This is a genomic window from Streptomyces sp. NPDC020489, assembly GCF_044386545.1.
GTDB lineage: Bacteria > Actinomycetota > Actinomycetes > Streptomycetales > Streptomycetaceae > Streptomyces.
In genome coordinates this window covers 125,649-149,560 of sequence record NZ_JBIRUZ010000019.1, presented here as the reverse complement: position 1 = coordinate 149,560, position 23,912 = coordinate 125,649, and the positions used below count along the sequence as shown (strand labels likewise).

The 23,912-nt window shown below is 70.1% G+C and carries 22 protein-coding genes and 4 pseudogenes; 8 read left to right on the top strand and 18 right to left on the bottom strand.

All coding sequences use genetic code 11. The features are described 5' to 3' along the window. Positions 1 to 203: 203 nt before the first annotated feature. Entirely contained in the window at positions 204 to 524 is a 321-nt protein-coding gene (locus tag ACH41F_RS37330) for a hypothetical protein (protein WP_391231499.1), read from the top strand. A gap of 83 nt (positions 525 to 607) precedes the next feature. Here ACH41F_RS37330 and ACH41F_RS37325 read toward each other — a convergent pair whose 3' ends face one another. The 5 genes from ACH41F_RS37325 to ACH41F_RS37305 all read right to left on the bottom strand — a co-directional run bounded on the left by ACH41F_RS37325 (position 608) and on the right by ACH41F_RS37305 (position 5,407). Next, entirely contained in the window at positions 608 to 1,270 is a 663-nt protein-coding gene (locus ACH41F_RS37325; RefSeq protein WP_398839514.1) for a hypothetical protein, read from the bottom strand. 421 nt (positions 1,271 to 1,691) lie between these two features. Then, on the bottom strand, positions 1,692 to 2,048 hold the full coding sequence (locus tag ACH41F_RS37320; RefSeq protein WP_391231497.1) for a hypothetical protein: 357 nt from the start codon (positions 2,046 to 2,048) through the stop codon (positions 1,692 to 1,694). Positions 2,049 to 2,089: 41 nt separating this feature from the next. Then, complete coding sequence (locus tag ACH41F_RS37315; RefSeq protein ID WP_398839513.1) at positions 2,090 to 3,721, bottom strand: hypothetical protein; 1,632 nt, start codon at positions 3,719 to 3,721, stop codon at positions 2,090 to 2,092. A 256-nt stretch (positions 3,722 to 3,977) separates the two neighbouring features. Further along, on the bottom strand, positions 3,978 to 4,187 hold the full coding sequence (locus ACH41F_RS37310) for a DUF6207 family protein (protein ID WP_391231495.1): 210 nt from the start codon (positions 4,185 to 4,187) through the stop codon (positions 3,978 to 3,980). Between the two features lie 374 nt (positions 4,188 to 4,561). Beyond that, positions 4,562 to 5,407 carry a hypothetical protein gene (locus ACH41F_RS37305; RefSeq protein WP_391231493.1) on the bottom strand — a complete coding sequence of 282 codons (846 nt, stop codon included), beginning with the start codon at positions 5,405 to 5,407 and terminating at the stop codon, positions 4,562 to 4,564. 197 nt (positions 5,408 to 5,604) lie between these two features. On the opposite strand from ACH41F_RS37305, the gene ACH41F_RS37300 reads away from it, so the two are divergent. Next, on the top strand, positions 5,605 to 6,072 hold the full coding sequence (locus tag ACH41F_RS37300; protein ID WP_391231491.1) for a hypothetical protein: 468 nt from the start codon (positions 5,605 to 5,607) through the stop codon (positions 6,070 to 6,072). Positions 6,073 to 6,185: 113 nt separating this feature from the next. On the opposite strand, the gene ACH41F_RS37295 is transcribed toward ACH41F_RS37300, so the two are convergent. From ACH41F_RS37295 to ACH41F_RS37285, 3 genes are all read right to left on the bottom strand, one after another. Further along, positions 6,186 to 8,051, bottom strand: a complete 1,866-nt coding sequence (locus ACH41F_RS37295) for an exo-alpha-sialidase (RefSeq protein WP_398839512.1) — start codon at positions 8,049 to 8,051, stop codon at positions 6,186 to 6,188. Between the two features lie 886 nt (positions 8,052 to 8,937). Then, complete coding sequence (locus ACH41F_RS37290) at positions 8,938 to 9,090, bottom strand: hypothetical protein (protein ID WP_391231488.1); 153 nt, start codon at positions 9,088 to 9,090, stop codon at positions 8,938 to 8,940. 43 nt (positions 9,091 to 9,133) lie between these two features. Next, positions 9,134 to 9,568, bottom strand: coding sequence for an Rrf2 family transcriptional regulator (locus ACH41F_RS37285; protein WP_391231487.1), 435 nt, complete (start codon positions 9,566 to 9,568; stop codon positions 9,134 to 9,136). A gap of 129 nt (positions 9,569 to 9,697) precedes the next feature. Between ACH41F_RS37285 and ACH41F_RS37280 the strand changes: the two genes are divergently transcribed. Further along, the gene (locus ACH41F_RS37280) at positions 9,698 to 10,447 is read left to right on the top strand and encodes an SDR family NAD(P)-dependent oxidoreductase (protein ID WP_398839511.1); all 750 of its coding nucleotides are present in this window, start codon (positions 9,698 to 9,700) and stop codon (positions 10,445 to 10,447) included. 423 nt (positions 10,448 to 10,870) lie between these two features. Here ACH41F_RS37280 and ACH41F_RS37275 read toward each other — a convergent pair whose 3' ends face one another. Next, a complete protein-coding gene (locus ACH41F_RS37275; protein WP_391231485.1) occupies positions 10,871 to 11,587 on the bottom strand; it encodes a TetR/AcrR family transcriptional regulator C-terminal domain-containing protein in 717 nt (238 codons plus the stop codon). 100 nt (positions 11,588 to 11,687) lie between these two features. On the opposite strand from ACH41F_RS37275, the gene ACH41F_RS37270 reads away from it, so the two are divergent. After that, entirely contained in the window at positions 11,688 to 13,373 is a 1,686-nt protein-coding gene (locus tag ACH41F_RS37270; protein WP_398839510.1) for a CocE/NonD family hydrolase, read from the top strand. 321 nt (positions 13,374 to 13,694) lie between these two features. Here ACH41F_RS37270 and ACH41F_RS37265 read toward each other — a convergent pair whose 3' ends face one another. Continuing rightward, positions 13,695 to 14,162, bottom strand: a complete 468-nt coding sequence (locus tag ACH41F_RS37265; RefSeq protein WP_398839509.1) for a hypothetical protein — start codon at positions 14,160 to 14,162, stop codon at positions 13,695 to 13,697. 510 nt (positions 14,163 to 14,672) lie between these two features. Further along, positions 14,673 to 15,527, bottom strand: a complete 855-nt coding sequence (locus ACH41F_RS37260) for an NAD(P)H-binding protein (RefSeq protein ID WP_391231563.1) — start codon at positions 15,525 to 15,527, stop codon at positions 14,673 to 14,675. 82 nt (positions 15,528 to 15,609) lie between these two features. Here ACH41F_RS37260 and ACH41F_RS37255 point away from each other — a divergent pair, with 82 nt between their 5' ends. Beyond that, entirely contained in the window at positions 15,610 to 16,020 is a 411-nt protein-coding gene (locus ACH41F_RS37255) for a winged helix-turn-helix transcriptional regulator (protein ID WP_391231480.1), read from the top strand. 353 nt (positions 16,021 to 16,373) lie between these two features. On the opposite strand, the pseudogene ACH41F_RS37250 reads toward ACH41F_RS37255, so the two are convergent. The 4 genes and pseudogenes from ACH41F_RS37250 to ACH41F_RS37235 form a co-directional block, all read right to left on the bottom strand. After that, positions 16,374 to 16,584, bottom strand: a pseudogene (locus ACH41F_RS37250) (transposase); the annotation flags it as partial. Between the two features lie 230 nt (positions 16,585 to 16,814). Next, the gene (locus ACH41F_RS37245) at positions 16,815 to 17,426 is read right to left on the bottom strand and encodes an HAD family hydrolase (protein ID WP_398839508.1); all 612 of its coding nucleotides are present in this window, start codon (positions 17,424 to 17,426) and stop codon (positions 16,815 to 16,817) included. A 37-nt stretch (positions 17,427 to 17,463) separates the two neighbouring features. Continuing rightward, a complete protein-coding gene (locus ACH41F_RS37240) occupies positions 17,464 to 18,450 on the bottom strand; it encodes an LLM class flavin-dependent oxidoreductase (protein WP_398839507.1) in 987 nt (328 codons plus the stop codon). A 115-nt stretch (positions 18,451 to 18,565) separates the two neighbouring features. Continuing rightward, positions 18,566 to 19,821 (bottom strand): annotated as a pseudogene (locus ACH41F_RS37235) (MFS transporter). Positions 19,822 to 19,890: 69 nt separating this feature from the next. Here ACH41F_RS37235 and ACH41F_RS37230 point away from each other — a divergent pair. After that, positions 19,891 to 20,652, top strand: coding sequence for a DeoR family transcriptional regulator (locus tag ACH41F_RS37230; RefSeq protein ID WP_391231472.1), 762 nt, complete (start codon positions 19,891 to 19,893; stop codon positions 20,650 to 20,652). A gap of 66 nt (positions 20,653 to 20,718) precedes the next feature. Beyond that, positions 20,719 to 20,876, top strand: a pseudogene (locus tag ACH41F_RS37225) (IS481 family transposase); the annotation flags it as partial. A gap of 186 nt (positions 20,877 to 21,062) precedes the next feature. On the opposite strand, the gene ACH41F_RS37220 reads toward ACH41F_RS37225, so the two are convergent. Next, entirely contained in the window at positions 21,063 to 21,479 is a 417-nt protein-coding gene (locus tag ACH41F_RS37220; RefSeq protein WP_398839506.1) for a hypothetical protein, read from the bottom strand. Between the two features lie 427 nt (positions 21,480 to 21,906). Between ACH41F_RS37220 and ACH41F_RS37215 the strand changes: the two genes are divergently transcribed. Continuing rightward, complete coding sequence (locus ACH41F_RS37215) at positions 21,907 to 22,017, top strand: hypothetical protein (RefSeq protein ID WP_391231469.1); 111 nt, start codon at positions 21,907 to 21,909, stop codon at positions 22,015 to 22,017. A gap of 29 nt (positions 22,018 to 22,046) precedes the next feature. Here the strand turns inward: ACH41F_RS37215 and ACH41F_RS37210 are convergent. Together ACH41F_RS37210 and ACH41F_RS37205 are read right to left on the bottom strand one after the other, a co-directional pair. Then, positions 22,047 to 22,268: pseudogene (locus ACH41F_RS37210) on the bottom strand (AraC family transcriptional regulator); the annotation flags it as partial. Between the two features lie 199 nt (positions 22,269 to 22,467). Then, positions 22,468 to 23,904, bottom strand: a complete 1,437-nt coding sequence (locus tag ACH41F_RS37205; protein WP_391231467.1) for an MFS transporter — start codon at positions 23,902 to 23,904, stop codon at positions 22,468 to 22,470. Positions 23,905 to 23,912: the final 8 nt, after the last annotated feature.

Here is a 23,912-nt window from a genome sequence, read left to right as displayed (position 1 = left end):
AACTCTGACGTCGACCGCATGAGACGACACACTGCGTCCTGGTTCATGCACAAACGCCCCGGAAGGAAAGTTGTCTCGTAGGCCGCGCCCGCCCCAAGAACGCCCCTGTGCACGGCACTTCACCGAATGCACACTTACGGCGTCCGGTGAGCCCGACCGCATCCGCGGCAGCAGCCGCCGCTCGAGCAGAGGACTTTCCCGCGATGACCGATCCGGGCAGACCCACGCCCGCATGCCGCGCGCGCAGCCCACGCCGCACCACCCCCGGCCGGCTCACCCGCGCCGTCCAGTACACCGGCCGCCTGCTGTGCTGGAGCCTCGCCACCGCCATGGCGACCGCCGCCGCCGACCTCCTGCTCGACCCCCGCGCCCCCTGGTGGACCTACACCTGGCCCACACCCTGGTTCCTGACCGGTGCGGCTGCCCTCGCCTGGGCGGCACTGCGAGCCTGCGAGAAGAACGCCGACGACCCGCCGGCCGACGACGAAGACCCTCGCCGGGACGAGTGGGAACATGCCGCCTGAACCGGCGGTTCGGCCTTCGCAAACCCGAGCCTGATCCGGGACACGATCGCCGGCGCCCGCCACAGCTCCCTGCGCGGCACTCTTCAGTCCAGGGAGACGGGCTCGCAGACGTGTGGTGGGCAGAAGCCCTCCAGCGCGGTGTCCAGCAGTTCCAGTTCGTCCGTGCCGCCGTTCGCCTGCGGGCCGTAGACGGCTACCGCGAACCTGTCGCCGCCCTCCACGACGAACCGCGCGTCGTAGACGTGCCAGACGCCCACGTCGGGGGCGTCCTTGACGGAATCCGCGAGGTACTCCAGCCGCAGGCCGGTGAACCGGCCGTCGGTCAGGGGCTGGAGGTCGGGTTCCCGGAAGCCGGGTGCCTTCCCGACCCGGTCGGACAGGAACTCGTCGAAGGACGCCTGCGGGGTGGCCTCCTCCACCTGGTACACCTGGATCCGGTGCTCGCGGTCGGGGCTGTCGTAGGTGACGACCGCGATGCCGAACTGTGACGGCGTGGTCGTGCGCGACCACCCGACGGGGCGCCCGACGCGGAAACCCTCCTGGTCGTCGTACAGCTCGTACCCGGCGTCCAGCTCGGGCACCGAGGCGGACGCCCCCACGGTCGGCTCCGCCGATGCCGATGCCGATGCCGACTCCGACGCCGTGTACGGATCGCTCTGCTGCGAGACGGTGGCCACCGGCGACGAACTCGTCGCGGTCGACGGCTTGTCACCGCCCCCGACGACGGTCGTCAGCACCAGTGCCACGGCGACCCCGACAACGACGGCTCCACCGACGACGGACCACACGAGCCGGCGGTTGCCGCCGCCGGCCGCCGGGGCCGGTCCCGGGACGAACGCGGGCTGCCCGACGATCGGCTCGTCCGGCGACCAGACGCCGTCGGATCCGTCGTGGGCTCTCGGCCCGTGCCAAGTGCTCCCCTCACCGGTTCCGGGCCAGCCGGCCGAAGGAGGAGGCGGGGGCGCTGGCGGGGACGGGGACGGGGGCGATGCCTGCCACGGCCCGCTCGGCGAGGGCGGTGCATACCCTGGCCGGCTCGGCGGCGGTGGCGTCGGCGCCGCCGACCCGCCCCCGCCGTCGCCTTCCTCCCAGCGCTGGGTCTCGTCGTTCCAGTACCGCGCCCCGCCCATCCCGTCCCCCTTCGCTCCGCGCCGGCAGCAGGCCGGCCTACATCCCCAGTAACCCGGCCACCGCCCCGGCCGACGCGACCAGACCCACCAACGCCTGCGAGTCGTCCAGGAGTTGACGCAGCCGCTCACGTCGCGTCGGCGCCGCCCGGCCGGTCGTGACGATCTCCTCCTCCGTCTCCGCGAGGGCCGTGTCGAGGGCGGCCGTGGCCTCGGACGCTCGCAACCTCGTGAGATCCGCGCGGAGTTCTCGTACGGCGATCAGGAGCTCCTCCGCGGCCTGGTCCCGCGGGACGGCCGCGCCCTGGTTCATCTCGGCGCGCGCGTGGTTGCCGACGGCGAACGCGCTGCCGTGCACCCCGCCGCTGATGTGGATGCCCGGTTCGTCCCTGGCCATCAATACCGGCCCCCTTCCGTGACGCGGCCCCGTGCCGCCGCTCATGAGTTGAAGATCGCGGTGGCCCCGTCGCCCGCCGCGAGACTACTGTTGTGCACGTCGCCCTCGTTGTAGATGCCATAGTTGTGCACGACCCTCTGGACGAACTCGCCGGTCTCGTAACCGCATTCGGCCAGCGCGGTCGTCACTCCGTTCGCCACCCGGTCCTGGATGCTCCGGAGGTAGCGAGTGCGGTCCATCCCCTGGAAGAGCGACGAGTCCTCCGCCGAGCCCAGTTCCCGCACCGACAGCGCCGGACCATCGGGCAGCGCGCCCGCGTACCCGCCGGTGAGCAGCCGCCACACAGAGCCGAGCCAGTGACCCAGGACGACGAGCGAGCGCACCGCGGACCCGGGCACCCGCACCAGGGCCCAGACGGCCTTGCCGAGCACGTTGTTGTGCCGGTGGTTGTGTGCCGTGCGGTCGGCGTCCTTGAAGTCCTCGCGGACCGGCAGCAGTACATGCGGGGCGATCTCCAGCATCAGCATCCGGCCCTGGGTGTGCACGCGCACGAACACCGTGACGACCAATTCCTCCTCCCAGCCGCCGACGCGCACACGCAGGAAGTGCCGGCGGCGCTCGCCGCCCTCCTCGACCGCGCGGGCCCGGTGTTCCTCGAAGACCTGCGGGTGGTACGGCGCCTCCTCGCGCCGGCGCAGCCCCTCGACGGGCAGGAACACGCACTCGTCGATCTCCAGCCGACGCAACCGGTCCCGGACCGGATACCCCGCGAACTCCGAGGGCAGCCGCAGCTGTTCGAGCAGCGGCCGGATCTTCTCCAGGATCGCCCGGTTGTTCAGGGGCAGTTGCTTCTTCTCCTTGTCGGGCTTCAGCTCGACGGCGATCACCCAGGTGTCGAAGGCGAGCCCGGCCCCGCAGAAGGGGCGCTGCTCGTGGTACATGACCAGCGGGGCGTGCTGCTCGATCCGGATGCGCTCCTTGAGGCGCTGGAACCGCGGCGACTCGTCCTGCTCGGCGGGGTCGCCAGCGGTGTCCGGGAAGCGCCGCGGGGACAGCTCGGCGTCCAGCGCGCGGGCGAACCGGCCGCGCTGCACGGCGATGCACAGGGCGATCAGCGCGAAGAGGACGAGCACGAGCCAGGCCCGCCAGACCTCGATACCTCCGGCCGCCGCGGCCAGGGCGCGAAACAGCGCGTCGACCCAGCCGTCCACGTCGCCGCTCGACGAGTCGTACGGATCGTCCTCCTTCCCGGCCCCGAACGCGGCGACGAGGGTGACGAGCAGGAACAGCGCGAAAGTGAACCGACCCGACCAGCGGAGCCAGAGAGCGGGCAGCCAGCGGTACAGAGGCGGCTGCGCGGCACGGCCCCGGATCCGGGAGGCGAGGGCGAGCATCAGGCTGGGCACGAGGAACATGAACAGCAGTCCGCCGGTCAGCGGCAGCCCGACCACCCACAGGCCCAGGATCAGCCCGGCCCACAGCAGTTCCTGCCGGCGGGCGCGCAGGGCGTGGGCGAGGACGCGGGCCGCGTCCAGGCCCAGCGAAGGCGCCACGATCCGCTGTTCGTTCAAATGCAGTTGCTCGATGACCTGGTCGCGGTACCGCGGATCCAGGTAGGTGCCCGCGCAGAGCAGCCTGGTCGCCTCGCTGGCGTGCGGTGGTGTGGTACTCACGCCGCGTCCCCCGATGCGTGCGAAACCTCGCATCAACAGTGTTGTTGACGAACCATCAGCATAGGGCGGCGGACCGTCCGGGGGGACCGGATCGACAACCATCGAATCCTTTGACCAAGCAAAGGAATCTGGCGCCAGGGACCCCTTTCCAACTTGCCCTTGAGGAAAGGTGGTTGGGCTGACAACGTGATGAATCCCCTGGTAGATGGCACTGGGCCAGGGGGTGTGGCCCTGGGCGCTGACAGAAGCCCCGCTGCTATGAGCCGACTGGCTGGGACAGGTCCAGGTAGCAGCACAGCCGGACGCCTGGCTCCCCCGCATCCCGCGTCGTCCGCTCCGCTGCCGCCGTCGCCCACCGTTCGGCGAGCAGCCGCTGGCAGGTGACGGCGGTGGCGTCGTCAGCGGCCGCCACGTCGACGACCAGGAGGCCGGGCTCACCCGCGTGCGCCTCGTTGATGGGGTCCATGCACGGCCCTACGCCCGGCGTCTTGGGAGGGTTCCGCCCTTGCCATGTCCTCACCCGACCGAGTGGGGGCGGCCCCTTTGAGTCCCGCCTGGGACACCCAGGCCGCCGGTTAGGGTGCTGATCACTGCTGATTGTTGCGAAGCATGGCCGGAGCCCGCCTTACCCGGCCCGACTTCCGCGCCGAGGTGCCCCTGCGGGCCGCCTCCCTCACCGCCCAGTTGCAATGCCCTGTTCCGAGGTGGCCGTCTGCGCGAATTGGGCTCGCCGCATCACCCCGCCGACGCGGTCGGCAGTGCGGCCGAGCGTCCTCCGGAGGCGTCGGCCAGTGGAGAGGGGACCGGCGGCACGGGCGTGGGAGTTGGGCTGGTCTGCGCCTACCGTGTGTTCAGGGCCGCTTCATCGACTCGGTGAGGGCCGCCGATGGCGAGGCTGTCCAGTTCGTCTTCCGTCTCCAGGGCTGAGTCATCCCATGCGGGGCACAGTGGCCCGTACTCATCGACCTGGAAGTCAACCCACGTACCGGGCCATGCAGGGTGACGGTTCGTCACGGCATGCCCGCAGGCATCGCAGCTGACCGCCGGGATACCGTGCCGCCGCAGAACGGTCACGGCGTCCGCGTGGCCAGCGGCACGGGGGTCCATCCGGCCGACGGCGTCCTGGAGGGGCTCGAAGCGGCGGGCCTCCTCCCACAGCTCATTCCACCGATCCACGCCCGAGACGGGGATCCGGTACCGGTACGCGAAACGGGGCAACCTCGCCCCAGGGTGCGGCCCTTCGGCAACGCAGTCGACTCCCTCGACACGGGCATCCTCCGGCAGCAGCTCAGGCAGCACGCTGATCATCCGCTGCACGGCGTCGTCCTGATCGTCGCTGTGCAGCAGCCCGCTCCACAGCGCATCACGGGTGCCGAACGGGACGTACAAGCGCATCTCCACCACCGGGTCGCCCTCCACCAGGGTCACCCGCAGCAGCAACAGCTCATGCTCACTGGTGTAGAGCTCCACGCTGTCGCCCCGCCGTACGGCCTCGACAGCCGCGGTGACCGTGGGAAACGCGCGGTAGAACACCTTCCACTCCGGCAGGACATGCGGCGATTCCAACAGCTCCACGACGTCCGCGGGCACACCCTCGTACTCCTGCGCCCGGCGACGGCGCTCCTCAGCGGTCTGCTGACGGCGGATCCGCTTGACCTTGCTGCTGGTGCTCTTTGTCTTGCTCACCTGCCTACTCTCTCCTACTCCGCTCCCTCTCTGCTTCCCGCCCGCCTGGTCCGGCTGCTGTAGTGTTCCGGCCGGCGTTGGAACCGACAGGTGGTAGAACCGGGCATGACCTTCATAACGCCGGGCATGGCCGCTGCTGGCATCAAGGCCACGGGCAGCATGGCCAGCGCTTGATCGGACGGTATCGGCCCACAGGCGTGCCCCGGCTGGGCAGCAACGAGGACCGTGCGGAGGCGTACCGGCGGCTGCTGGACGCCTCCGCGCGCTCGTTCGGCCGCGCCTACCAATTCGCCCACCTCCGGCGTGAGGCCGGGCGGTCGGCGAACAAGGTGTTGCTGAGTCAGTTGCCCCAGGCGTGGGAAGTCAGCAGCGAACTCATCGGCGCCCTGCAGGGCGTACGGCTGTGCGGCAGCGTGCACGTCATCGCCACCGCGGAGGCCCTCGTCGCCGCAACCGGCGACCTGGACTTGAACGAGAAGAGCGCCGACCGCTTTCAGCAGCAGGCCGATGCTGTGGTGATCGCCAGGGATGCGTTCCTGGACGCACTTCATCTTCCAGGAGCTCGATCCCCACAAGCGGTTGGACACTGCCCTGCACCTTGCCCCGCACGTGGTGCCGCCCTCACCGACCTGGCCCACGAGGCCGAACCGCTCAGCGTGAGGTGACTCCGGCGCTCTCCGCTCGCGTCGCTGCGTCCGGCATCGTGCCCGACTGAGTCGGCCGACCCCGACTCCGGTCCGTTGTCGTGCTCGTCTGTCCTCGGGCACGTTCCGGCCCGTCACTGCCCCGCGCTCACCTCGTCCATGGGCAGCCACAGAACGGTGTCCGACAGGGACGCCGTACCGGCGGTGATCTCGGCGTGGGTGAGCGCCCGGTCCCAGACCCGGACGTCGTCGATCGCGCCGGTGAAGAAGGCGCGGCTGTCCATCCGCTGCCCGATGTGCACCCCGAACGGCGAGTTGCGACTGACGGAACCGGACACGTCCACCGTGCTGGTCGCCGTATCGTCGACGAACAGGGTCAGACGTGCGCCGCCGCGGCGCAGGACCAGCCGGTGCCACCGTCCGTCGTTGCGGGCGCCGGCTGCGGTCACAGACGCGGAGCGGACGGTCTTGGCGCCCTCCCGCACGGTGATCCCGGCTTCGATCCGGCCGCGCGCCGGGTCCGCACGCAGCGAGACCTGCGGCTGGCTGTCGCCCACCCCGCCCATCCACAGCAGCGGCTGCTCCCCGGCCGTCGCCGTGTGGCGGAACCAGAGCGACGCCGTGAAGTCCTTCCCGCCGAGGAGCAGCCGATCGCGGTGGGGCAGGCGTACGGCGTCGTCGGCGCCGTCGAATTCGAGGGCGCCGCCCCGCGTCCCGGCCGTCCGCCGGGCGCCGCCGAGCACGGTCGCGGGCCGGGCTCCGGGGGCGAGGTCGGCGGTGGTCGGGTCGGGGCCCCGGGGCGTCCCCAGCCACTCCTCGGTGAAGCGGGCGAAGCGGATCTCATCACGGGCGTCGACGGCACCGCCCTCGTACAGCAGGCCCACCGTGGCGTCGTCGACCGGCACCAGGTCGGAGTAGCCGGACCAGTCGGTGGTCACGACCCTGCCCCGGTCGACGCTGTCCCAGGTGCGGCCGCCGTCGAAGGAGGAGCGGACCATCATGGTCCGGCGGCGGTCGGGGTCGCCCGGGCAGGACAGCAGAAGCCGCTCGCCGAAGGCGAGCGTCGCGCACTGGACCTGCGGCGCGTACAGGTCCGGGAGGCCGGTGAAGGGGGCGGTGAAGCTGTCGCCGGCGTCCAGGCTGACGGCCTGGGTGCGGTGGCCGGGGTCGATGCCGTTCTGCTCGCGGCCACTGACCAGCAGCGAGCCGTCGGGGCGCTCGGTGAGGGTGAGTTCGGACGGCCTCTGCCGGACGGTGCCGTCCGCGGGGACGAGCCAGGAGTCGGTGGCGCCGACCCTCCAGTGTTCGCCGCCGTCGTCACTGACGGCGAGGGCCGCGTGGGCGGCGGTGACCCGACTGCCGTCCCACGTCTCGGTGTTGACGCCGAAGACCAACCGCCCGGCGTGCGGGCCACGGGTGAGCTGGACGCCGTGCGCGGGGCCGGTGGCATACCAGGAGTTCCAGTGCGCGGGCCGGAGCTGGGCCCGCAGGTCGCGCGGTGTCGACCAGGTCAGGCCGTCGTCGTCGCTGTACCGCAGGTGCGGGACGCGGTCGCAGGGCACCGAGCAGTTCTGAGCGTCCGTGCGGCCGGTGTTGTAGGTCGCGGCGAGCAGGACGCGGCCGGTGCTCTGGTCCACGACCGGGGCGGGGTTGCCGTGGGTGTCGCCGCCACCCTCGTCGACCACCCGCAGCGGGCCCCAGGTGCGTCCGCCGTCCGTGGAGCGCTTGAGGACGATGTCGATGTCGGCGGCGTCACCGCAGTTGAGGACGCGGCCCTCGGCGAACGCCAGCAGGGTCCCCTCGACCGTCCTGACGATCGCCGGGATGCGGAAGCAGGCGTAGCCGGGGTCCTTGGAGGCATCGAAGAGGACCCGCTGCTCGAACTCCGCCGCCACTGTGTCCGGTCGGGCATGCGCGGGAGCGGGGGACGCGGCCAGCGCGACCGTGGTGAGGGCCGCCGCGAGGGCGGGTCCCAGATGTGCCTGAAGCCATGCCGACATGGGGATCCTGCCCTTTCCGATCCGATCATCAGGCATCGTATGCCTGACGGACCGTCAGGGCGGGAAGTGTGTGCGACGGGCGCGTCAAGGGTGTCGGTGACGCCTCACAGTCCACCGATGATGTGCAGCGAGAGATCTTCGTTGGCGTGCTTCTACGCGCCCCGGGAAGCGTGTTGCCGCCGACGCTACCCCGAACCCGCTGGCCGCTGATGGCGCGCGACGCCGGGGACGTCCCCGGACGAAGAAGGGAGGCTGCCCGGTGGGCGGAACGGTGGGCGGAACGGCACCGACGGCCCGGCTACGCCATCGCGGCGGCCACGGTCTCGAGGACGGCGCGCTGCTGCGGTGGCGGGCGGGGGCTGGACGGGACTCTGCATGCGTCCCAGGTGGGTCGATCCGCTGTCCGGGAAGCGCCATCGGGCCTGGGCGTTCGTGAAGAGTGCTGCCTGCTCGCGGCACATGTTCGTCCGGCTGGTGGTGTACCTGAACCAGCACGCGTGGACGGAAGCGCACGTCGCGAGCTTCCGCTATTTCGGCGGTGTCCCTAGTCACGACGCATGAGCCCGACGAAGCCGCAGTGCGCCTGCGCTCCTTCCTGGGCCTGCGTCAAGTCGCCGACCTGTAGGCCAGCGGCGGGTTTCTGTGTCGGCGGTAGTCAATCGATGATGGTCAGGACGATTCCGATCACTCCCAACCCGATGCCGGTCCAGATGAGCGTGGCGAGAAGTGACTTCTTGGTCATTGGCATGAGTCCACGAGAATGCGCTGGTAGTCCAGCGGAAGAGGGGGTCTCCTTTACGCCTGAGGTGCGGTGCGGGTTCAGCATCACGGCGCGTCCGCCCACCTGTCCAGGCATCGGCGCGGCCCAGGCGCGTTCGTCGGCAAGCTACTCGCTCACCCGCTCAAGAACCCGCTCCGCGACTGCGAATTCGTCTCGCTCAGACCGCACCTCTGCCAACTCCTTGGCGAGCAGTTCCTCACGTTCGTCCAGCTCCGCGCGCCGCACGGTGATCCGTTCCAGGAGTTCGGGATCCAGCATGCACCGGATCGGATCTGGGTGATGTCAAGGCGCAACGTGGACGCTAACGAGGTGCCGCGAGTACGTCCCGGAGGACGTTCTCGAGCGTGACGCGGGCCAGCTCCTGTCTCAGGGTCTCCTCGATGCCCTCGTAGATGCCCTGCAGTGCCGGCTGGATGCCGTGACCCACCACGCATCTCTGGTCCGGGGTGGTGCGGTGCATTGCGAACAGCGGGCCGGGTTCCACTGCCTCGTACACGTCCAGCAGGGTCATCGACTCCAGCTCGCGTGCCAGCGACCAGCCCGCGCCCGCGCCCCGTCGGGACTCCACGAGTCCGGCCCTGCGCAGCTCGCCGAGCAGTCGCCTGATCACCACGGGGTTGGTGTTCGCGCTGGTCGCGATCTGCTCGGAGGTGGCGACCTCATGCCCCTGGCGCTGATAGAGGCCGATCCAGGCCAGCGCGTGGGCGGCGATGGTCAACCTGCTGTTGGCGCTCATGAACCCCTCCTCCCGGCCGCAACGCTTCATGTTACGACAGCGCCGTCGTAACAGCGAAGGTTGCAACAGGCCTGTCGTAACAATTAGCGTTGCGACTGCCGGAAAGGGCAAATCAACGAGGTGAGAAGAATGAGCAAGCCACTCACGGGCAAGGTCGCCCTGGTCACCGGGGGGTCACGCGGACTGGGAGCCGCAACCGTACGACTGCTGGCCGAGCAGGGCGCCGACGTCGCCTTCACCTACGTCAGGTCCGAGAAACAGGCGCAGGCCGTCGTCGACGAGGTGCACGGCAAGGGAGCCAAGGCCGTCGCCTTCCAGTCCGACCAGGCAGACACGAGCCGGGCGGCCGTACTGATCGACGACGTGGTCGCGCACTTCGGCGGCCTGGACATCCTCGTCAACAACGCGGCGATCTCCGTGGCTGGCACCGTGGACGATCCAGACGCCGACACCGCCGCACTGGACCGTATGCACGCCACCAACTACCTCGGCGTGATCGCCGCCATCCGGGCCGCCTCCCGAGTGCTGCGCGAAGGCGGCCGCATCATCACGGTGAGCTCCGGACTGGGCTCCCGGGTCGGCGCCCCCGGCCTTGCCGACTACGCGGCGACCAAGTCCGGAATCGAGAGGTACACCATGGGCGTCGCACGCGACCTCGGGCCCCGAAACATCACGGCCAACGTCGTCGAGGCCGGACTGATGGAGGGCGGCATGCAACCGCCGGACCCCGAGACCCTCAATGCCCTGGTCAGCTCACTGTCCCTGCAACGCATGGGGCACCCCGACGAAATCGCCGCGGCGATCGCCTTCCTGGCGAGCCCCGCCGCGTCGTACGTCACGGGCGCGGTGCTGGACGCCCATGGTGGCTACAACGCCTGAACCCGAACCCCTGCCGCGCGCCCCGAGGGACATCGCACCTTCGGGGCGCGCACGGCCGCCGACCCGGGACAAGGCGTACTGATCGAAGGCTGTGCGCATGAGCTGCGACGCCGCTGCATCCAGCCACGGATCTCTTGCATGGGCTTCCCGAACGTCAAGGGCCTGGGCAAGCTCGGCCAGTCACCGGGCAGACCTTCGCCCTGCTACAAACGCCTCGCGGCCCGCTGGGAGCGACGTACCGAAACTCCACGACGCCTTCGTCTCCGCGCACTGCCCACGCAGGCCCTACCCAGTGGGTAGTCGGGCTGCCGCGCGCCGAAAACAACGCTGGCGGCAGCCCTCGCAATGGCCGTGGCCGTGGACAAGCCGACGGCCTGTTCCTCGCAGGCGCCGCGGGCGGGACGCCAGTCGCGCTGTGGCGCATCAGTCAGTATCGAGGCCGTCGATCAGGCGGTTGAGGAACCGGGTGAAGGTGGCGTCGGGAGTGAGGGGCCGTCCGGGGGCGGAAAGGGCTTCGGCGAGTTCCGGGTGGCGGCCGTCGGCGGCGACAGCCGCGAGGTAGCGGCCCTCGGCCGCGGTCTGGTCCGGTGATCGTGAGACTGCGGCCTGCGCGATCTCGTAGGTGACGTGCCCGGCCACGAATGCGGTGATCTGGGAGAAGACCTCGAGCTTCGCCGCACCGTCGAGCCCGGTGGGCCGCAGGACGGCAAGCACGTGTTCCAGGAAGGCCAGCGTGTTGGGACCCGGAACGCGACGGGTGGACAAGGCGGCGGGCAGCCACGGGTGGCGCAGCATGTGGGCGCGCTGCAAGTGGGCCACGGTTTTCAGATCGGCACGCCAGTCGCCGCTCGGTGGGTTCGTGACCGTGAGTTCGCCGCTGACGTGGTCGACCATCAGTTCCAGCAGCGTCTCCTTGTCGGGGGCGTAGCTGTAGAGCGACATGACGCCCGCCCCGACCTCGGCGGCCACCCGCCGCATGGTGACCGCATCGAGTCCTTCTGCGTCCGCCAGAGTGACGGCCGCCGCGGTGATCGCCTCCCGACTGAAGGAGGGCCGGCGGCCCCTGCGTGGCTCGGTGGGGCGCAGCCAGAGCTGTTCGGGACCGACGCTCTCGGCACCGGATTTTCCGTCGCTGGCCATGACCTCGCACTCCTTCCCCTGGTTGTTGAGGGGGCTCTTGTCCAGGTCATCCAAGCATCCTCTATTCTCGTACGTCGTACGAGAATAGAGGAGGGGAACGATGCCATCACGCACGCCCGATGCCGTAGCCAGACCAGCCTGGGTGCCACCCGCCGGAAGACCGCCGCTGTCCTCCCGGATGTTGAGGGCGACCTGGCGAGGTCTGCCGGCGAAACGGCACGAGGTCGGATGGGAGCCGGGACTGTCGGTGCCGGCCGCCAACGGCAGCCCGTTGATCACGGACCACTACTTCCCGCGCGACCAGGGCGACTTCCCCACCATCCTGGTCCGCTCTCCCTATGGCCGAGGTCTGCCGTGGTCACCCCAGTTCGGCCTGCTCTTCGCCGAACAGGGCTTCCACGTGATCCTCCAGAGCTGCCGGGGCACCGGAGGTTCGGGCGGCATGTTCGATCTGTGGCGCAACGAGGCCGCGGACGGCCAGGCCACGGTGTCCTGGCTGCGCGAACAACCCTGGTTCAACGGAACACTGGGGACCGTCGGCCCCAGCTATCTGGGCTACGTGCAATGGGCCCTCGCTTTGGACCCACCGCCAGAACTCAAGGCAATGGTGGTGCAAGTAGGGCTGCACGATCCCTACGCCCTGTTCCACGCAGGCGGTGCGCTTCGCCTGGAGAACGCCCTCGCCGTGGGCGTGGGCATGAACTACCAGCACCAGGGCATGGCACCGTTCCTCAAGGCGACGCTGCGCTTGCAGCGCCGCCTGCGCGACATCACCACCGCACAGCCCCTCCGTGGGGCATACGTGTCAGCCTTCGGTAGCGAACTGCCTTGGTTGGAAGACGTGATGACACGCCCGGACGCCAAGGACGCCTACTGGCACGGCGCTTCACTGGCGGAGTCCGCGGAGCGGCTCCGCGTGCCCACGGCTCTGATCACCGGATGGCACGACGCACTGGCCGACCAGACCTTCGAGCAGTACGACCGGCTGCGCCAAGCCGGATGTGAGACCGCCCTGCTCGTTGGTCCCTGGACCCACACCTCGGCCCTGCAGCAAGGATGGCCCGAGGTGTTCGCCGAAAGCCTCGCGTGGCTCCGCGCCCACCTGTACGCCGATCCCTCCGGCCTGCGTCCCACCACGGTACGTGTGCACATCGGCGGCGAAGACACCTGGCGGGACCTCGACGACTGGCCGCCGGCCGCGGCTGCCACCTCGTGGTACCCCATGCCCGGCGGGTACCTCACCCAGCAGGCCCCCGCAGAGTCCGCACCCGTGGCGGCGTTCCGCTACGACCCGGCCGACCCCACCCCCTCGCTGGGCGGCCCACTGCTCTCCCGCACCGCCGGTCCCCGGAACAACGCCACTCTGGAGGCCCGAGACGACGTCCTGACATTCACCGGTCCACCACTGACCGAGCCCGTGGACATCCTGGGCCCCGTCTCCGCACGGCTGACCATCTCCACGGACACCGGGCACGCCGATGTCTTCACACGCCTGTGCGACGTAGACCCACAAGGCCGCTCCGTCAACATCTGCGACGGGTTCGGCCGACTACGGACGGCCGAACAAACGCCCTCGCAGGTCACTGTGCCGATGAGCTCCACCGCCCACCGCTTCCCCGTCGGCCACCGCATACGCTGGCAGATCAGCGGAGGCGCCCACCCACGCTACGCCCGCAATCCCGGCACCGGTGAGACCCCGGTAGACGCCACCACCTTCACCCCGGTGCACATCACGCTCCACACGCACTCGACACTGGTACTTCCCAGCAGCTCTGCGCTCGGGTAATTCGCCAGCCCTCCGGGGAACAGACGACGAACCGGGCCGTTCGGCCCGGCTCGCTCCTCCTTGCCCTCTTCGCCGTGCACGCCAACCAAGTCAGGGTTACGCAGCGGCCACCCTGGGCCACGCTTGGCGATCCTCCTGCGGGCGTTGGCAACGAAAGATCCGAGCCCGAGGAACTCGCCGTCGCGTCCTCGCGATGCCGGCGAGGCACACGAAGATGCCCCTCACTGGTGTGGATCTGTGGCGGGGCGGCCATCTTCCGGACGCTGCGCTGCACGTGGTGGCCACGGCACGAACAGCCCCCGTGGCCATCGGATGCTGGCGTCAGGTGAATGCGACTGCGAGCAGTTCTGCTTCCGTCTCCTCCCAGGCCAGGCAGAGGCACAGCTCGTCCTCCAGGAACCGGAGGAAGGCCACATCGCCCGCCTCGTGTCCGTGGTGAACGAAGCCGAGCGCCTCGTCGGCTGGTGCCCCATGGGTGAGGTGCGGCAGGCCGGGTTCGAAGGACGTCACCAGCTCGCCGTGGAGGGCATAGCCGATCCGGCTGAACCCCTTGGCGCTGCGGTGGATAGAAAACGCCCGCCCCCGCCGGGACAGCGCCGCGAGGTAGCTGGCTGTATGGGGGTGGAATTCCTCCAGCGCATACGCCCAACCCGCCACCGCGCCCGCCCGGACGATGGTGCTGGGCGGAACAGGCAGAAAGCCCCCCTCGATGAGGCGGGCAACGGCCGCTTCGTCCCAGTCCAGGAACTCAAGCTCACTGATGTGGTCCTCTTCGTCCCTGGTCAGCAACTCATGTGCCGCAGAGCGAGTCAGCGGGACAATATGCTGCTCCTGGGCACCTAGCTGCGCAGCAGCTCGCGCGGCGAAAAATTCTCGCTCAGGGTGAGCGTGAAGTTGATCGGATAGTCATCGGCTATCCAGCGCAGCCCGCCCTGTGCATTCCCCCCGGCCCATCGCGCCGCCCTCCCCGTACCGTGGTCCGCCATATGGCAGCCCCTCACGAGCAGAACCTAACCCCCCGCCACTGACACCACGGGACGCGCAGCACCCCCACCACTTACCGGGACACAACCGGGAGGCCGTGCCCCCGCCTGGATGATGTCCCACGCCCGGCCAACTGCCGCGCTTGGCAACGGGCGACGCGGGGGTCAGGTGGGCGCCAAGGCCCGACGGCTGCTGAAGACGCTCAAGAGGGCCGTGTACGGCCGGACCACCTTCGAACCGTTCCGAACCCCGGTCCTCACCCAGCCATGAGCTTCATGCAACGGGGCTTGCCGTGCAGATACTTCGGCGCCCGGCTCAGCTGACCAACTCGGCGCGGTGCGCCGCGAAATAGTCGGTGATCGACGTGGCCGGGCGGCCGGTGAGCCGCTGGACCGTGTGGGTGGTGATGTCGTACCAGCCATGACGTTTGGCGATGCCGGCGGCGCTCCAGGCGTGGGCGAAGGGCTCGGGCAAGCCGTGGTCCACGAGCCGCTGGGGGTGATCGGCGTCGGAGACCTCCTCGTAGCGCACGCGGCGGCCGGTGGCCTCGCTGAGCGCGGCGGCGACATCGGCGTCGGTCACTGCCTGTGGCCCGGTGACCTCGAGGATCTCTCCCTGGCTGCTGCCCTCGGCCAGGACGGCGGCGGCCACTGCGGCGCTGTCATCGCGAGTGAGGTGAGCGATGCGTCCGTCTCGGCTGTTGCTGGGCAGGACGCCCGCGGCCACGGCCCGGGGTGCCACCCCGACCAGTGTCAGCATCTCGACCCATACGTTGAAGCGCAGCACCGTGAAGGGCAGTCCGGATTCCGCCAACAGCCGTTCGGTGGCCCCGTAGTCGGGGACGAGGGGGTTGGGGTGGCCCGGGTCGCCGGCGCGAGTGAGAGAGGTGAAGACGACGTGGCCCACGCCCGCCTTCGCGGCAGCGTCGATCGCCCGGGCATGCCTGGGCAGCCGGTCGTCGGTAGCGATGCTGATGATCAGCAGTCGCTCCACCCCGTCCAGGGCCCGCACCAGCGCGTCCGGTTCGTCGAAGTCGCCATGCCGCGTGCCCACGCCCAGGCCGACGCTCCTGTCGGGGGTACGGGACAGCGCCAACACCCGTGCGGCGTCGGTGCGTTGGAGGAGATGACGGACGGTCGAACGGCCCAGATTTCCCGAGGCTCCGCTCACTGCGATCAAGACAAGCTCCTTGTGCCGTGTGTGTAGCCTGATGATGAGTGACGGCGCGTCGGTCCCGTAAGAAGGCACATTGATGTCACCCCTCCACGAAACTGCGGCACACGAACCCGTCGCCGGCCTCACGGTGCCGGTCACGGTCGACGACCACGAGAGGTGTCCGGCGACGGCGCTGCTGCGCCGGATCGGCGACAAGTGGAGCCCGTTGCTGCTGTCGCTGCTGGCACAACGCAGTTACGGCTTCAACGAGCTCGACCGGTCGGTCCAGGGCCTCAGCCGCCGCATGCTGGTTCGTACGCTGCGGTCGCTGGAACGCGACGGACTCATCAGCCGAACTCTTCATGCCGACACACCTCCCCGGGCCGAGTACGCCCTGACCGAACTCGGTCGTTCCCTGCACGAACTCCTGATCACACTCGGGCAATGGGCGCTCGCCCGCGAAAGCGACGTACAAACCGCACGCGCCCGTTTCGACGCCGCGCACTGACCACCCGAGACGTAGGTGTTCCGACATCGAACCCCCGGCGCTCGAGTGCACACAGGCGCGGCTCAGGCAGTGGCCTTCTTACGTCGTGAGACCGCCTGAGCTCGTACCGCGTGGTGGGTTCGAGACGACGACGGGAGCCCGATCGGCGGTGCTCGCGCGGGGCGTGTACGTCGTAGCGGGTGAAGTCGCCGGGCCGGCGATGCAGAGCAGGTCTGGTGCGCTCCACAGGACCTGGGACGCGGCCGTCCCCCGGGTTCGTAAAGGGAGCGGTGTAACTGGGTTTGGTGTGGCTAGAGTTCGCCTGCGGTGAGACGGCCGTCGAAGGCCAGGAGGAAGGCATTCATGGCGCGCTTCCGGTCGCGAGGCGCGTCGGTCTCAACCGGCCCGACGTCCGTCAGCACCCGTCTTGGACCGTGTGCCGTTACGGGAGTTGCCGCCGTCCTTGCCCGCCGGGACGTGCTTGTCCTAGCCGAGATGGCCGGTGATCTCGCCCTCCACGGCTGACTCCAGAACTGTCCTGGTCAACTGCTGCAGCGGCCCGCCCTCGCCGGCCAATGGAGAACCGGGCCCTGTCGGTTCCGGGAACGTGGACGCCGTCGCCTTTGAGGCGGCAGATTCGCGACGCCGTCGGAACGGTGGACGCCGGTGGCGCCCCCAACGGTGGCGACATCTGACCGGCTCGCGCATCGGGTGGAGGGCCGAGCGGAGGAGCGTGCGGGGGGACACGCCGTATGTGTTCCTCGTGGCGAGAACCTCCGGGTTCGACGCGAGACAGGGAGCGTCGCTCGTCGGGTTCACAGCCACGCGTCGAGGGCGGCCGCGAGGTCGTCCTGGCTCTGGAAGACGTGCCCGTTCATGCCGACCGCCTGTGCCGCGCGGACGTTCTCCTCGCGGTCGTCGACGAAGTGGAAGTCGGCGGGTGCGGACCGCAGGGCGATGACGGAGTGCTGGAAGGCGGCCGGGTCGGGCTTGGCGGCACCGATTCTTCCGGAGAAGGCGAGGTGGTCGAGGTCATGGAGCCAGGGCTGGGCGGCGAGGAAGGCGTCCGCGTGGTCCGCGGGGATGTTGGAAAGGAGGGCGACCCGGGCGCGCTCCCGCAGGTTTCGCACGTGGGCGACCATGCTCTCGTCGACGCGGGACCAGCTGTCGATGTCGGTGAGCCGCAGCTCCTCGATTGTGTCGGCGTCGGCGGGCCGGGAGAGCGCGGACAACACTTCGGTCCAGTACGCGCATGCGGTGTGCCGGCCGGCGTCGTAGGGCGGGCGGTGGGTCCAGTAGGCCGTGGTGAAGGCGTCGACGGAGGTGTTGCAGCGGACGGCCATCTTCTCGAGGGCGCCCGGGCGCTGGTGGCGGGCTATGACCCCGAAGAGGTCGAAGAGCACGATACGGCGGCGGTCGGTGGACATGCGGGTCCGTTCTCGTGGGGGTCCGGGGGCGTTCGGGTCAGTGCCGGTGCGGCAGAGCGCGGGCGAGTGAGTCCAGAGCGGCCAGGCGGTCGGGGCCCACCGGGGCGAGAACGACACTGGTCGCGCCGGCCGCGTGGCGGGCGTCGATCGCCGCGCGGGCCTGGGCGGGGGTGCCGACGATGCTCAGCGCACGGACCCAGTCGGCGGGCATCGTCTGGGCGAATTGCCGGGCGTCGCTGCTGGCGGCGCGATGTGCGCGCAGTTCCTCGGCGAAGGGCAGGGGGTCGATGTGCGCGGCCCACTGCGGCTCACCGACCGACTCCAGGACGGAGCGAACACGGGCCAGGGCGGCTTCCTCGTCGTCGTCCACGGCTGCGGCGTCGTAGACGACGATCTCCCGAGGGTGCGCGGCGGAGCCCAGGTGGCGCAGGGAGGCTGTGATGTAGCCGGGTGCGGCGGGCTCGGCCAGGAGGAGGCCGTCGGCGACCTCGCCCGCGACGGCCTGCGACTTGGGGCCGCGGACGCCGAGAATCACCGGGGGGACGATGTCCGGGATCTCGGTCAGTACCACGCCCTCGCAGCGTACGTACCGGCCGTTCGCGGGACCCGGCTTGCCGGCGATGAGCAGGCGGAGTGCTTTCGCGTACTCCTCGATGAGCGTCAGGGGGCTTGCGGGCCAGGACCCGACCTGGCGCATCCAGGCCGGCATGCCGTGGCCGATGCCTGCGATGAGCCGGCCCGGGTGGAGCTGGGCGAGGGTGGCCAGTTCCATCGCGGCGAAGGCCACGTTGCGGGCGCCGGCGGGCATGATGCCGATCCCGACGGTGAGGTTCGTGGTGGAGGCCAGGACGGTAGCGGCCTGGGCGACGCCCCCGCGCCAGCCGAGGTCCTCCACGACCCAGACCTGGTCGAACCCCAGCTCCTCGGCACGCCGCACATAGGGCAGCACCTCGCCGACGGGGAGATCGAGCGGAAGCATGACACCGACGCTGCCGCGGACGGGCACTGCGGGGGACTCGGACACCGAGGACTCCTTCGGTCGGCTGAGGTCTGCTCAGGTCTTCCTTCCTCGGCCCATGGCGACCGGGAAGACATGGGCTTGTGCGGCACGGTTGTCAGGGACCGTGCCGCACAAGCGGTCAGCGGGTGTCGGCTGCCGTCTCGCACTCACGGGTGCGGTCGTCCGCCCTCCCGCCCTGTCGGACGACGACGGGGTCGCGCAGGATGCCCGCGCCCACGGCGGTGGTCACGCACAGCACGGTCAACAGGACGAAGGCGTGGTCGAGGGCGACGAGGTGGGTCAGCCAGCCGATCACGGCGGGGCCGGCGAGCATGCCGACGTAGCCGAGTCCGGCGACGCGGGAGACGTTGGCCCCGGCGGCGGAAGGGTCCAGATGCCCGGCCGCGCTGAACAGTTGCGGGATGCAGCCGGACAGACCCAGGCCGAACAGCGCCCAGCCGGTGAGCACGGCCGTCATCCAGGGGCAGATGGTCACGAGGGTGATGCCCACGGCGGCCGTGGCCGCGCCGTACCGCAGGATCGCCGTGGGACCGAACCGGGCGGCGCAGCGGTCGGCAAGCAGTCGGCCGACGGTCATGGCCGCGGCGAAGGTGCCGTACGCGAAGGCCGCCGTACTGGCGGGCGCACCCAGGACGTCCTTCATGTGCAGGGCGCTCCAGTCGTTGGCCGCGCCCTCGCACAGCATGACCATCAGCGCCAGGACCGCCAGCAGCCAGACCCGACCCCTGCTGCCGCGGCGTTCGACGGCCGGTGACGTGCCGGTCTCCTTCGCGGAGCCGGGGCGCCCGACGGCGGGAGCGGCAGGCAGCAGGGCACGTTGGGCGGCCAGGGCGACCACGACGCTCACGGCCCCGTGACGGCCATGGTCACGGCCGGGTTCAGGCCGATGCCCGCCGCCCCCGCGCCGACGAGCGCGGCGAGGACACCGCCGACGGAGAACGTGGCGTGGAAGCCGGACATGACGGGGCGGCCGTACGCCTTCTCCACGTGTACGGCATGGGCGTTCATGCTCACGTCCAGGCAGCCGTTGCAGAACCCGAAGACCAGCAGCGCGGCGGCGAGCGTCCACAGGTCCTGGGCGAGGCCGGGCAGGACCAGGGTCGTGGCGCACAGTGCGCCGCCGGCGGGTACCACGGTGCGGGTGCCGAGTCGGTCGGTGAGAGGGCCCGCCACCTGCATGCCCACGAAGGCCCCGGCCCCGAGCACCACCAACAGGCCGCCGAGCGTGGCGTGACTGACGCCGACGCGCTCCTCGATCGCAGGAATGTGCACCACCCAGGTGCCCATCAAGGCGCCGCACAGGACGAAGTACACGTAGGTCGCCACGCGGGCGGCTCGCAGGGAACGTTCCATGCCGAACACCCTAGCGAACATTTGTCGTGTTCGGAAAGCACGCTAATGAACAGTGTTGTTGTTCATTTTACGGTGGTGTTCAATCGCGGTATGAACAACGCAGACCGGCACCGGCTGATCGCGAAGGTGGTCAGGGATTCCGGGGGTGCCACGGTCCAGGAACTGGCGGAGCTGACCGGCGCCTCGGAGATGACCATCCGGCGCGACCTCGACACCCTCGCTGCCCAGGGTGTCCTCGAACGCGTCCGCGGTGGGGCACGCACCCTGCTGCTCCGGGGCGCGGAGCCCCCCTTCGGGTTGCGCGCCCACGAGGCTCTCGACGCCAAACGCCGGATCGCCGCCGAGATCTCCGCGCTCATCGCCGACGGCGAGAGCGTCCTACTGGACAGCGGCACCACCTGCCTGGAGGTCGCCCGTCTCCTGCGAGAGCGGCCAGTCACCGTGATGCCGCTGTCCCTGCAGGCCATCCACCTGCTCGGTGGCACTCCCGGCCCGGCCACCCTGGTCGTGCCCGGCGGCCAGCCCCGCGCCGCCGAGGGGGCTCTCACCGGCCCCCTCACCCTGGCCTCCCTGGCCGCCCTCCGCTTCGACACCGCCGTCATCGGTTGCTGCGGGCTGAGCGCGGCCGACGGCCTGACCGCCTACGACCTGGACGACGCCGCGGTGAAGAAGGCGGCCATCGCCTCCTCGCGCCGCGTCATCGCCGCTGCCGACGGCAGCAAGCTCGGCCACACGGCCTACGCCCATGTCGGCCCCGCGGCCCTGGTGCACACCCTCGTCACCGACGCCTCCGCGGCCGTCGACGAGGTCACCGCACTCGAAGGCGGCGGCACCGTCGTCCGGACCGTGTGATTTCGCGACCCGGTCGTCGACGCACGGATGAACGAGGCGGCCGTCTCATCGCTCATGATGGCGGGGCGCTCCAGGAGGCCACGAACGACCCCGCACCGTGCGGCGGTCGTTGCGCACGGCTCGGACCGGGCCTGGGCCTGCCCGCCTCGACCGTGCACCGGCTCCTGGTACGCCACGGCCTGAACCGCCTGGCCCAGCTGGACCGGCCCATGGGGCAGGTCATCCCTCTCCGTGGGCCCACCGTGACAGCTACTGCCTCGCTACCGCGGGGCGAATTGGCGGGCGAGTGGGAGTCTTTCCGGAGAATGCCACGCGCACCTGGCGTCAATTCCAGCCACGCGCATCGTAGTGGCCATATATATGCCAGGAGGGCGACCAGGTAGTGGCCCCCCTGGCATATCACATCAGCGTTAGTTGCCCCACGACGTGCACGAGTCGAGGAGGTTATCCCCTTCGAAACGGGCGACCTGAACTCCCGCATCGCGAATACCCTGGCTGGAATCTTGGGCCGTTGTGTCCCAATAGTGACCGGTATCCTTGCCGCCGTACCAGTGATGCCACGACCAGTTGTGGCGATCTCCGTTGGAATCGTGGGTCAGGAGCCGAACTGCAACATGATTTCCGTCCGCTCTGAGGTCGTTGACGTTGAGGCTCACGCTGACTTCCTCGGTTATGCCGCCCCACCATCTGACGTTTGAACTGCCGTCAGCACCATTGGTGATGCAGGACGCCCATTCTTCGGCCGGCGCCGCTTGTGCCGTGCCGGTGGTGGCTATGGCTCCCAGCAGTAGGCAACCGGCGAAGGCCAAAATGGAACGATTCCTCATGCTGATTCCTCTATTTGAATTGCATACGATGGTCGGGAATAGTTACGGCACAGGATGTGCGATTGGTCACCCCTCTCCCCCTCCCTCACCGCAATGGTGAGCGGACGGATTGGCCGATCCGGGGGTGAAGGCCGCGCGTGATCGAGGTTGCCATGGACCTGAACAACTGTCGTGCGCAATCCGTCCACGGTCTCCTATGCAATCCGACCACGCCGGAGAGACCTTGCCAGCGGTGGAAAAGGGGCCTGCAGCAAGAGATCTTTAAGGGTGCGGGTTACGTGCGGCCGTGACGGCTGCCGTGGGTCGCGCCATGCCGCAGGGATGAGTATCCCGATGGCGAGGACTGACGGCTGAGGAACGAGTTCGGCGTGAGCGGGTCCGGCTTGCGGCCGCTGATCTGATCGAGGCCGGGGCCGGTGACCGGGAGGTGGCCCGGCAATTCAGGGTGACCCGGATGTCGGTGAACCGCTGGCGGCGGGCCCTGGCTTCGGGAAGTCGAACCCCGGCCGTTCCGGGCACAGGCTGCAGGCTCGCCTGAAGTCGGACGCGCGGACCATCGGCCATCACCCAGCGAGTAGCGATGGTGTGGAGGGGCGTGGATACGAGGTCGGGGTCCGCCAGGTCGCGTCGGGCGCCCTCGAGGCGCAGGTCGCGGATCCAGTCCGCGACCGTCTCACCGGGAGCGTCCTTCTTGAAGATCTGGTGCAGGTAGCTCAGCGAGATGTGATGCGCGGCGGCTATCACAAGCGGCGCCAGCTCGGGGGCGTGCAGGTTCTGACGGATGACTGCCCGTACGTGCGTCAGCAAAGCCCACTGGCAGGCCTCCCGCTGCGACAGGGGTCGCCACCGGCAACGCCCCCTCCCCCGGGCGCTTCACCCAGCCGGACCCGTCGGGACAGGAGAAGCACTCCAACCTGCTTGCACCCTGCGAAGGTGCCGCGGACGGCGTCGAGGACGCCGCCGCGCGCCTGCCCGGTCGGCGCTCTCGCTATGTCGCCGACGATGACGTGTCATCGGAATCCGCAGTGGATGGCCGACGGCCGGTAAGACGGAGGTCGGTCAGGGCGATGGTGACAGCCGAGGCGACCACGACGGCGTTGAGACACAGGGCGAGGCGCGGGCCGATGCCGACCAGGGTGCCGGCCAGTGCCGTGCCGGCCGATCCGGCGGCCATCTTCAGCCCGGCCATCGTCACGAACACCTGCGCTCGGGCGTTGGGCGGGGAGTACACCGACCGTACGGCCAGTGAGGCGGTGAACAGGACCGCGCTCGTCGCCCCCGCCAGCGCGAAGGTCGTCAGGGCCAGGACGTAACCGGGCGCCAGCGCGCAGAGACCGACGGCGACGGCGTTCGCGGCGATCAGGCGCAGCACCCATCGCTCCGGTTCCCCGGTGAGCGGGAAGGCGCCCGTCAGCAGCGCTCCGCAGAGGTTGCCGACACCGTAGGCGGCGCCGAGGGCGGCACCCGCTCCGGCCGAGCCCTGGAGGTCGCGGCCGAGGACGACCGCGATCACCATCACGCCGCCGGTGCTGACCGACGTGATCATCGTGGCGATCATGACCCGTCGCAGCGGACCACGCCGGGCGATCACGCCGAGGGCCTCCCGTACCGGCATCGACCGCTGTTTCACGGCGGCGGTCCGGTTCTCCTTCGGCAGCGCGAACATCAGCAGCCCGCCCACCACGCCCGCCGCGCCGAGCGCGACGACCGCGGTCAGGGCCCCGCTCAGGGCGGTGATCGCGGCGACGGCTGCCGGACCGACGATGTTGCTGCTTCCGTAGGTCGCGGAGTCCCAGCCCTCGGCCCTGCGCTGAGCGCGGGTGTCGTCGCCGACGATCAGCGCGAGCCGGCTGCTGAGTCCTCCTGTCATCAGCGGACCGCAAAGACCGCCGATGACGACCAGCAGGCCCACCAGACCGACGGGCACCCGGCCCAGCGTCAGACCCGTCCCGGCGAGCATCAGCCCGAAGACGACGAATGCGGCCGCCAGCCGGATTCTCGGGTCGCGGGCCTGCTCCAGCCAGCGTGCCAGCCAGGGTCCGGCGACGTTGGGCAGCGTGAGCAGGGCCGCCAGGATGCCGCCGAGCATGGCGCTGCCGTGGCCGGGCCGGGCAAGGGTCAGCGAGACGAGCCCGACGGGGGCGCCGCCGCTCGCCGAGCGGACGAGCGTCGCAGATGTGAGGTACACGGCGAGCCCGAAGCCTCGCCTCTGCCGCACCCCCGTAGGCACGTCCTGCGCTTCCTGGGGTTCCGGCGCCGACGGGCTGTCGACGCGGTCGGAGGCCTCCGGGCTACCGGCCTTCCCCTGCCCACTCCCCTGCCGACTCCCCTGCTCCTGCCCCTTGGGTACGGCGGTGGTGTCTGGTGGTCGCAGGATGCCGGGCGGCGTCGCGTCGCCGTCGGCGTGTTTGCGGCCGTCAGGCACTTCTTCTC

Bases quoted from the DNA above. Each gene is read 5' to 3' on its own strand.
- ACH41F_RS37330 (WP_391231499.1), top strand. From the start codon at position 204: ATGACCGATCCGGGCAGACCCACGCCCGCATGCCGCGCGCGCAGCCCA.
- ACH41F_RS37320 (WP_391231497.1), bottom strand. From the start codon at position 2,048: ATGGCCAGGGACGAACCGGGCATCCACATCAGCGGCGGGGTGCACGGC.
- ACH41F_RS37310 (WP_391231495.1), bottom strand. From the start codon at position 4,187: ATGGACCCCATCAACGAGGCGCACGCGGGTGAGCCCGGCCTCCTGGTC.
- ACH41F_RS37295 (WP_398839512.1), bottom strand. From the start codon at position 8,051: ATGTCGGCATGGCTTCAGGCACATCTGGGACCCGCCCTCGCGGCGGCC.
- ACH41F_RS37290 (WP_391231488.1), bottom strand. From the start codon at position 9,090: ATGCTGGATCCCGAACTCCTGGAACGGATCACCGTGCGGCGCGCGGAG.
- ACH41F_RS37285 (WP_391231487.1), bottom strand. From the start codon at position 9,568: ATGAGCGCCAACAGCAGGTTGACCATCGCCGCCCACGCGCTGGCCTGG.
- ACH41F_RS37280 (WP_398839511.1), top strand. From the start codon at position 9,698: ATGAGCAAGCCACTCACGGGCAAGGTCGCCCTGGTCACCGGGGGGTCA.
- ACH41F_RS37275 (WP_391231485.1), bottom strand. From the start codon at position 11,587: ATGGCCAGCGACGGAAAATCCGGTGCCGAGAGCGTCGGTCCCGAACAG.
- ACH41F_RS37270 (WP_398839510.1), top strand. From the start codon at position 11,688: ATGCCATCACGCACGCCCGATGCCGTAGCCAGACCAGCCTGGGTGCCA.
- ACH41F_RS37255 (WP_391231480.1), top strand. From the start codon at position 15,610: ATGTCACCCCTCCACGAAACTGCGGCACACGAACCCGTCGCCGGCCTC.
- ACH41F_RS37245 (WP_398839508.1), bottom strand. From the start codon at position 17,426: ATGTCCACCGACCGCCGCCGTATCGTGCTCTTCGACCTCTTCGGGGTC.
- ACH41F_RS37230 (WP_391231472.1), top strand. From the start codon at position 19,891: ATGAACAACGCAGACCGGCACCGGCTGATCGCGAAGGTGGTCAGGGAT.
- ACH41F_RS37220 (WP_398839506.1), bottom strand. From the start codon at position 21,479: ATGAGGAATCGTTCCATTTTGGCCTTCGCCGGTTGCCTACTGCTGGGA.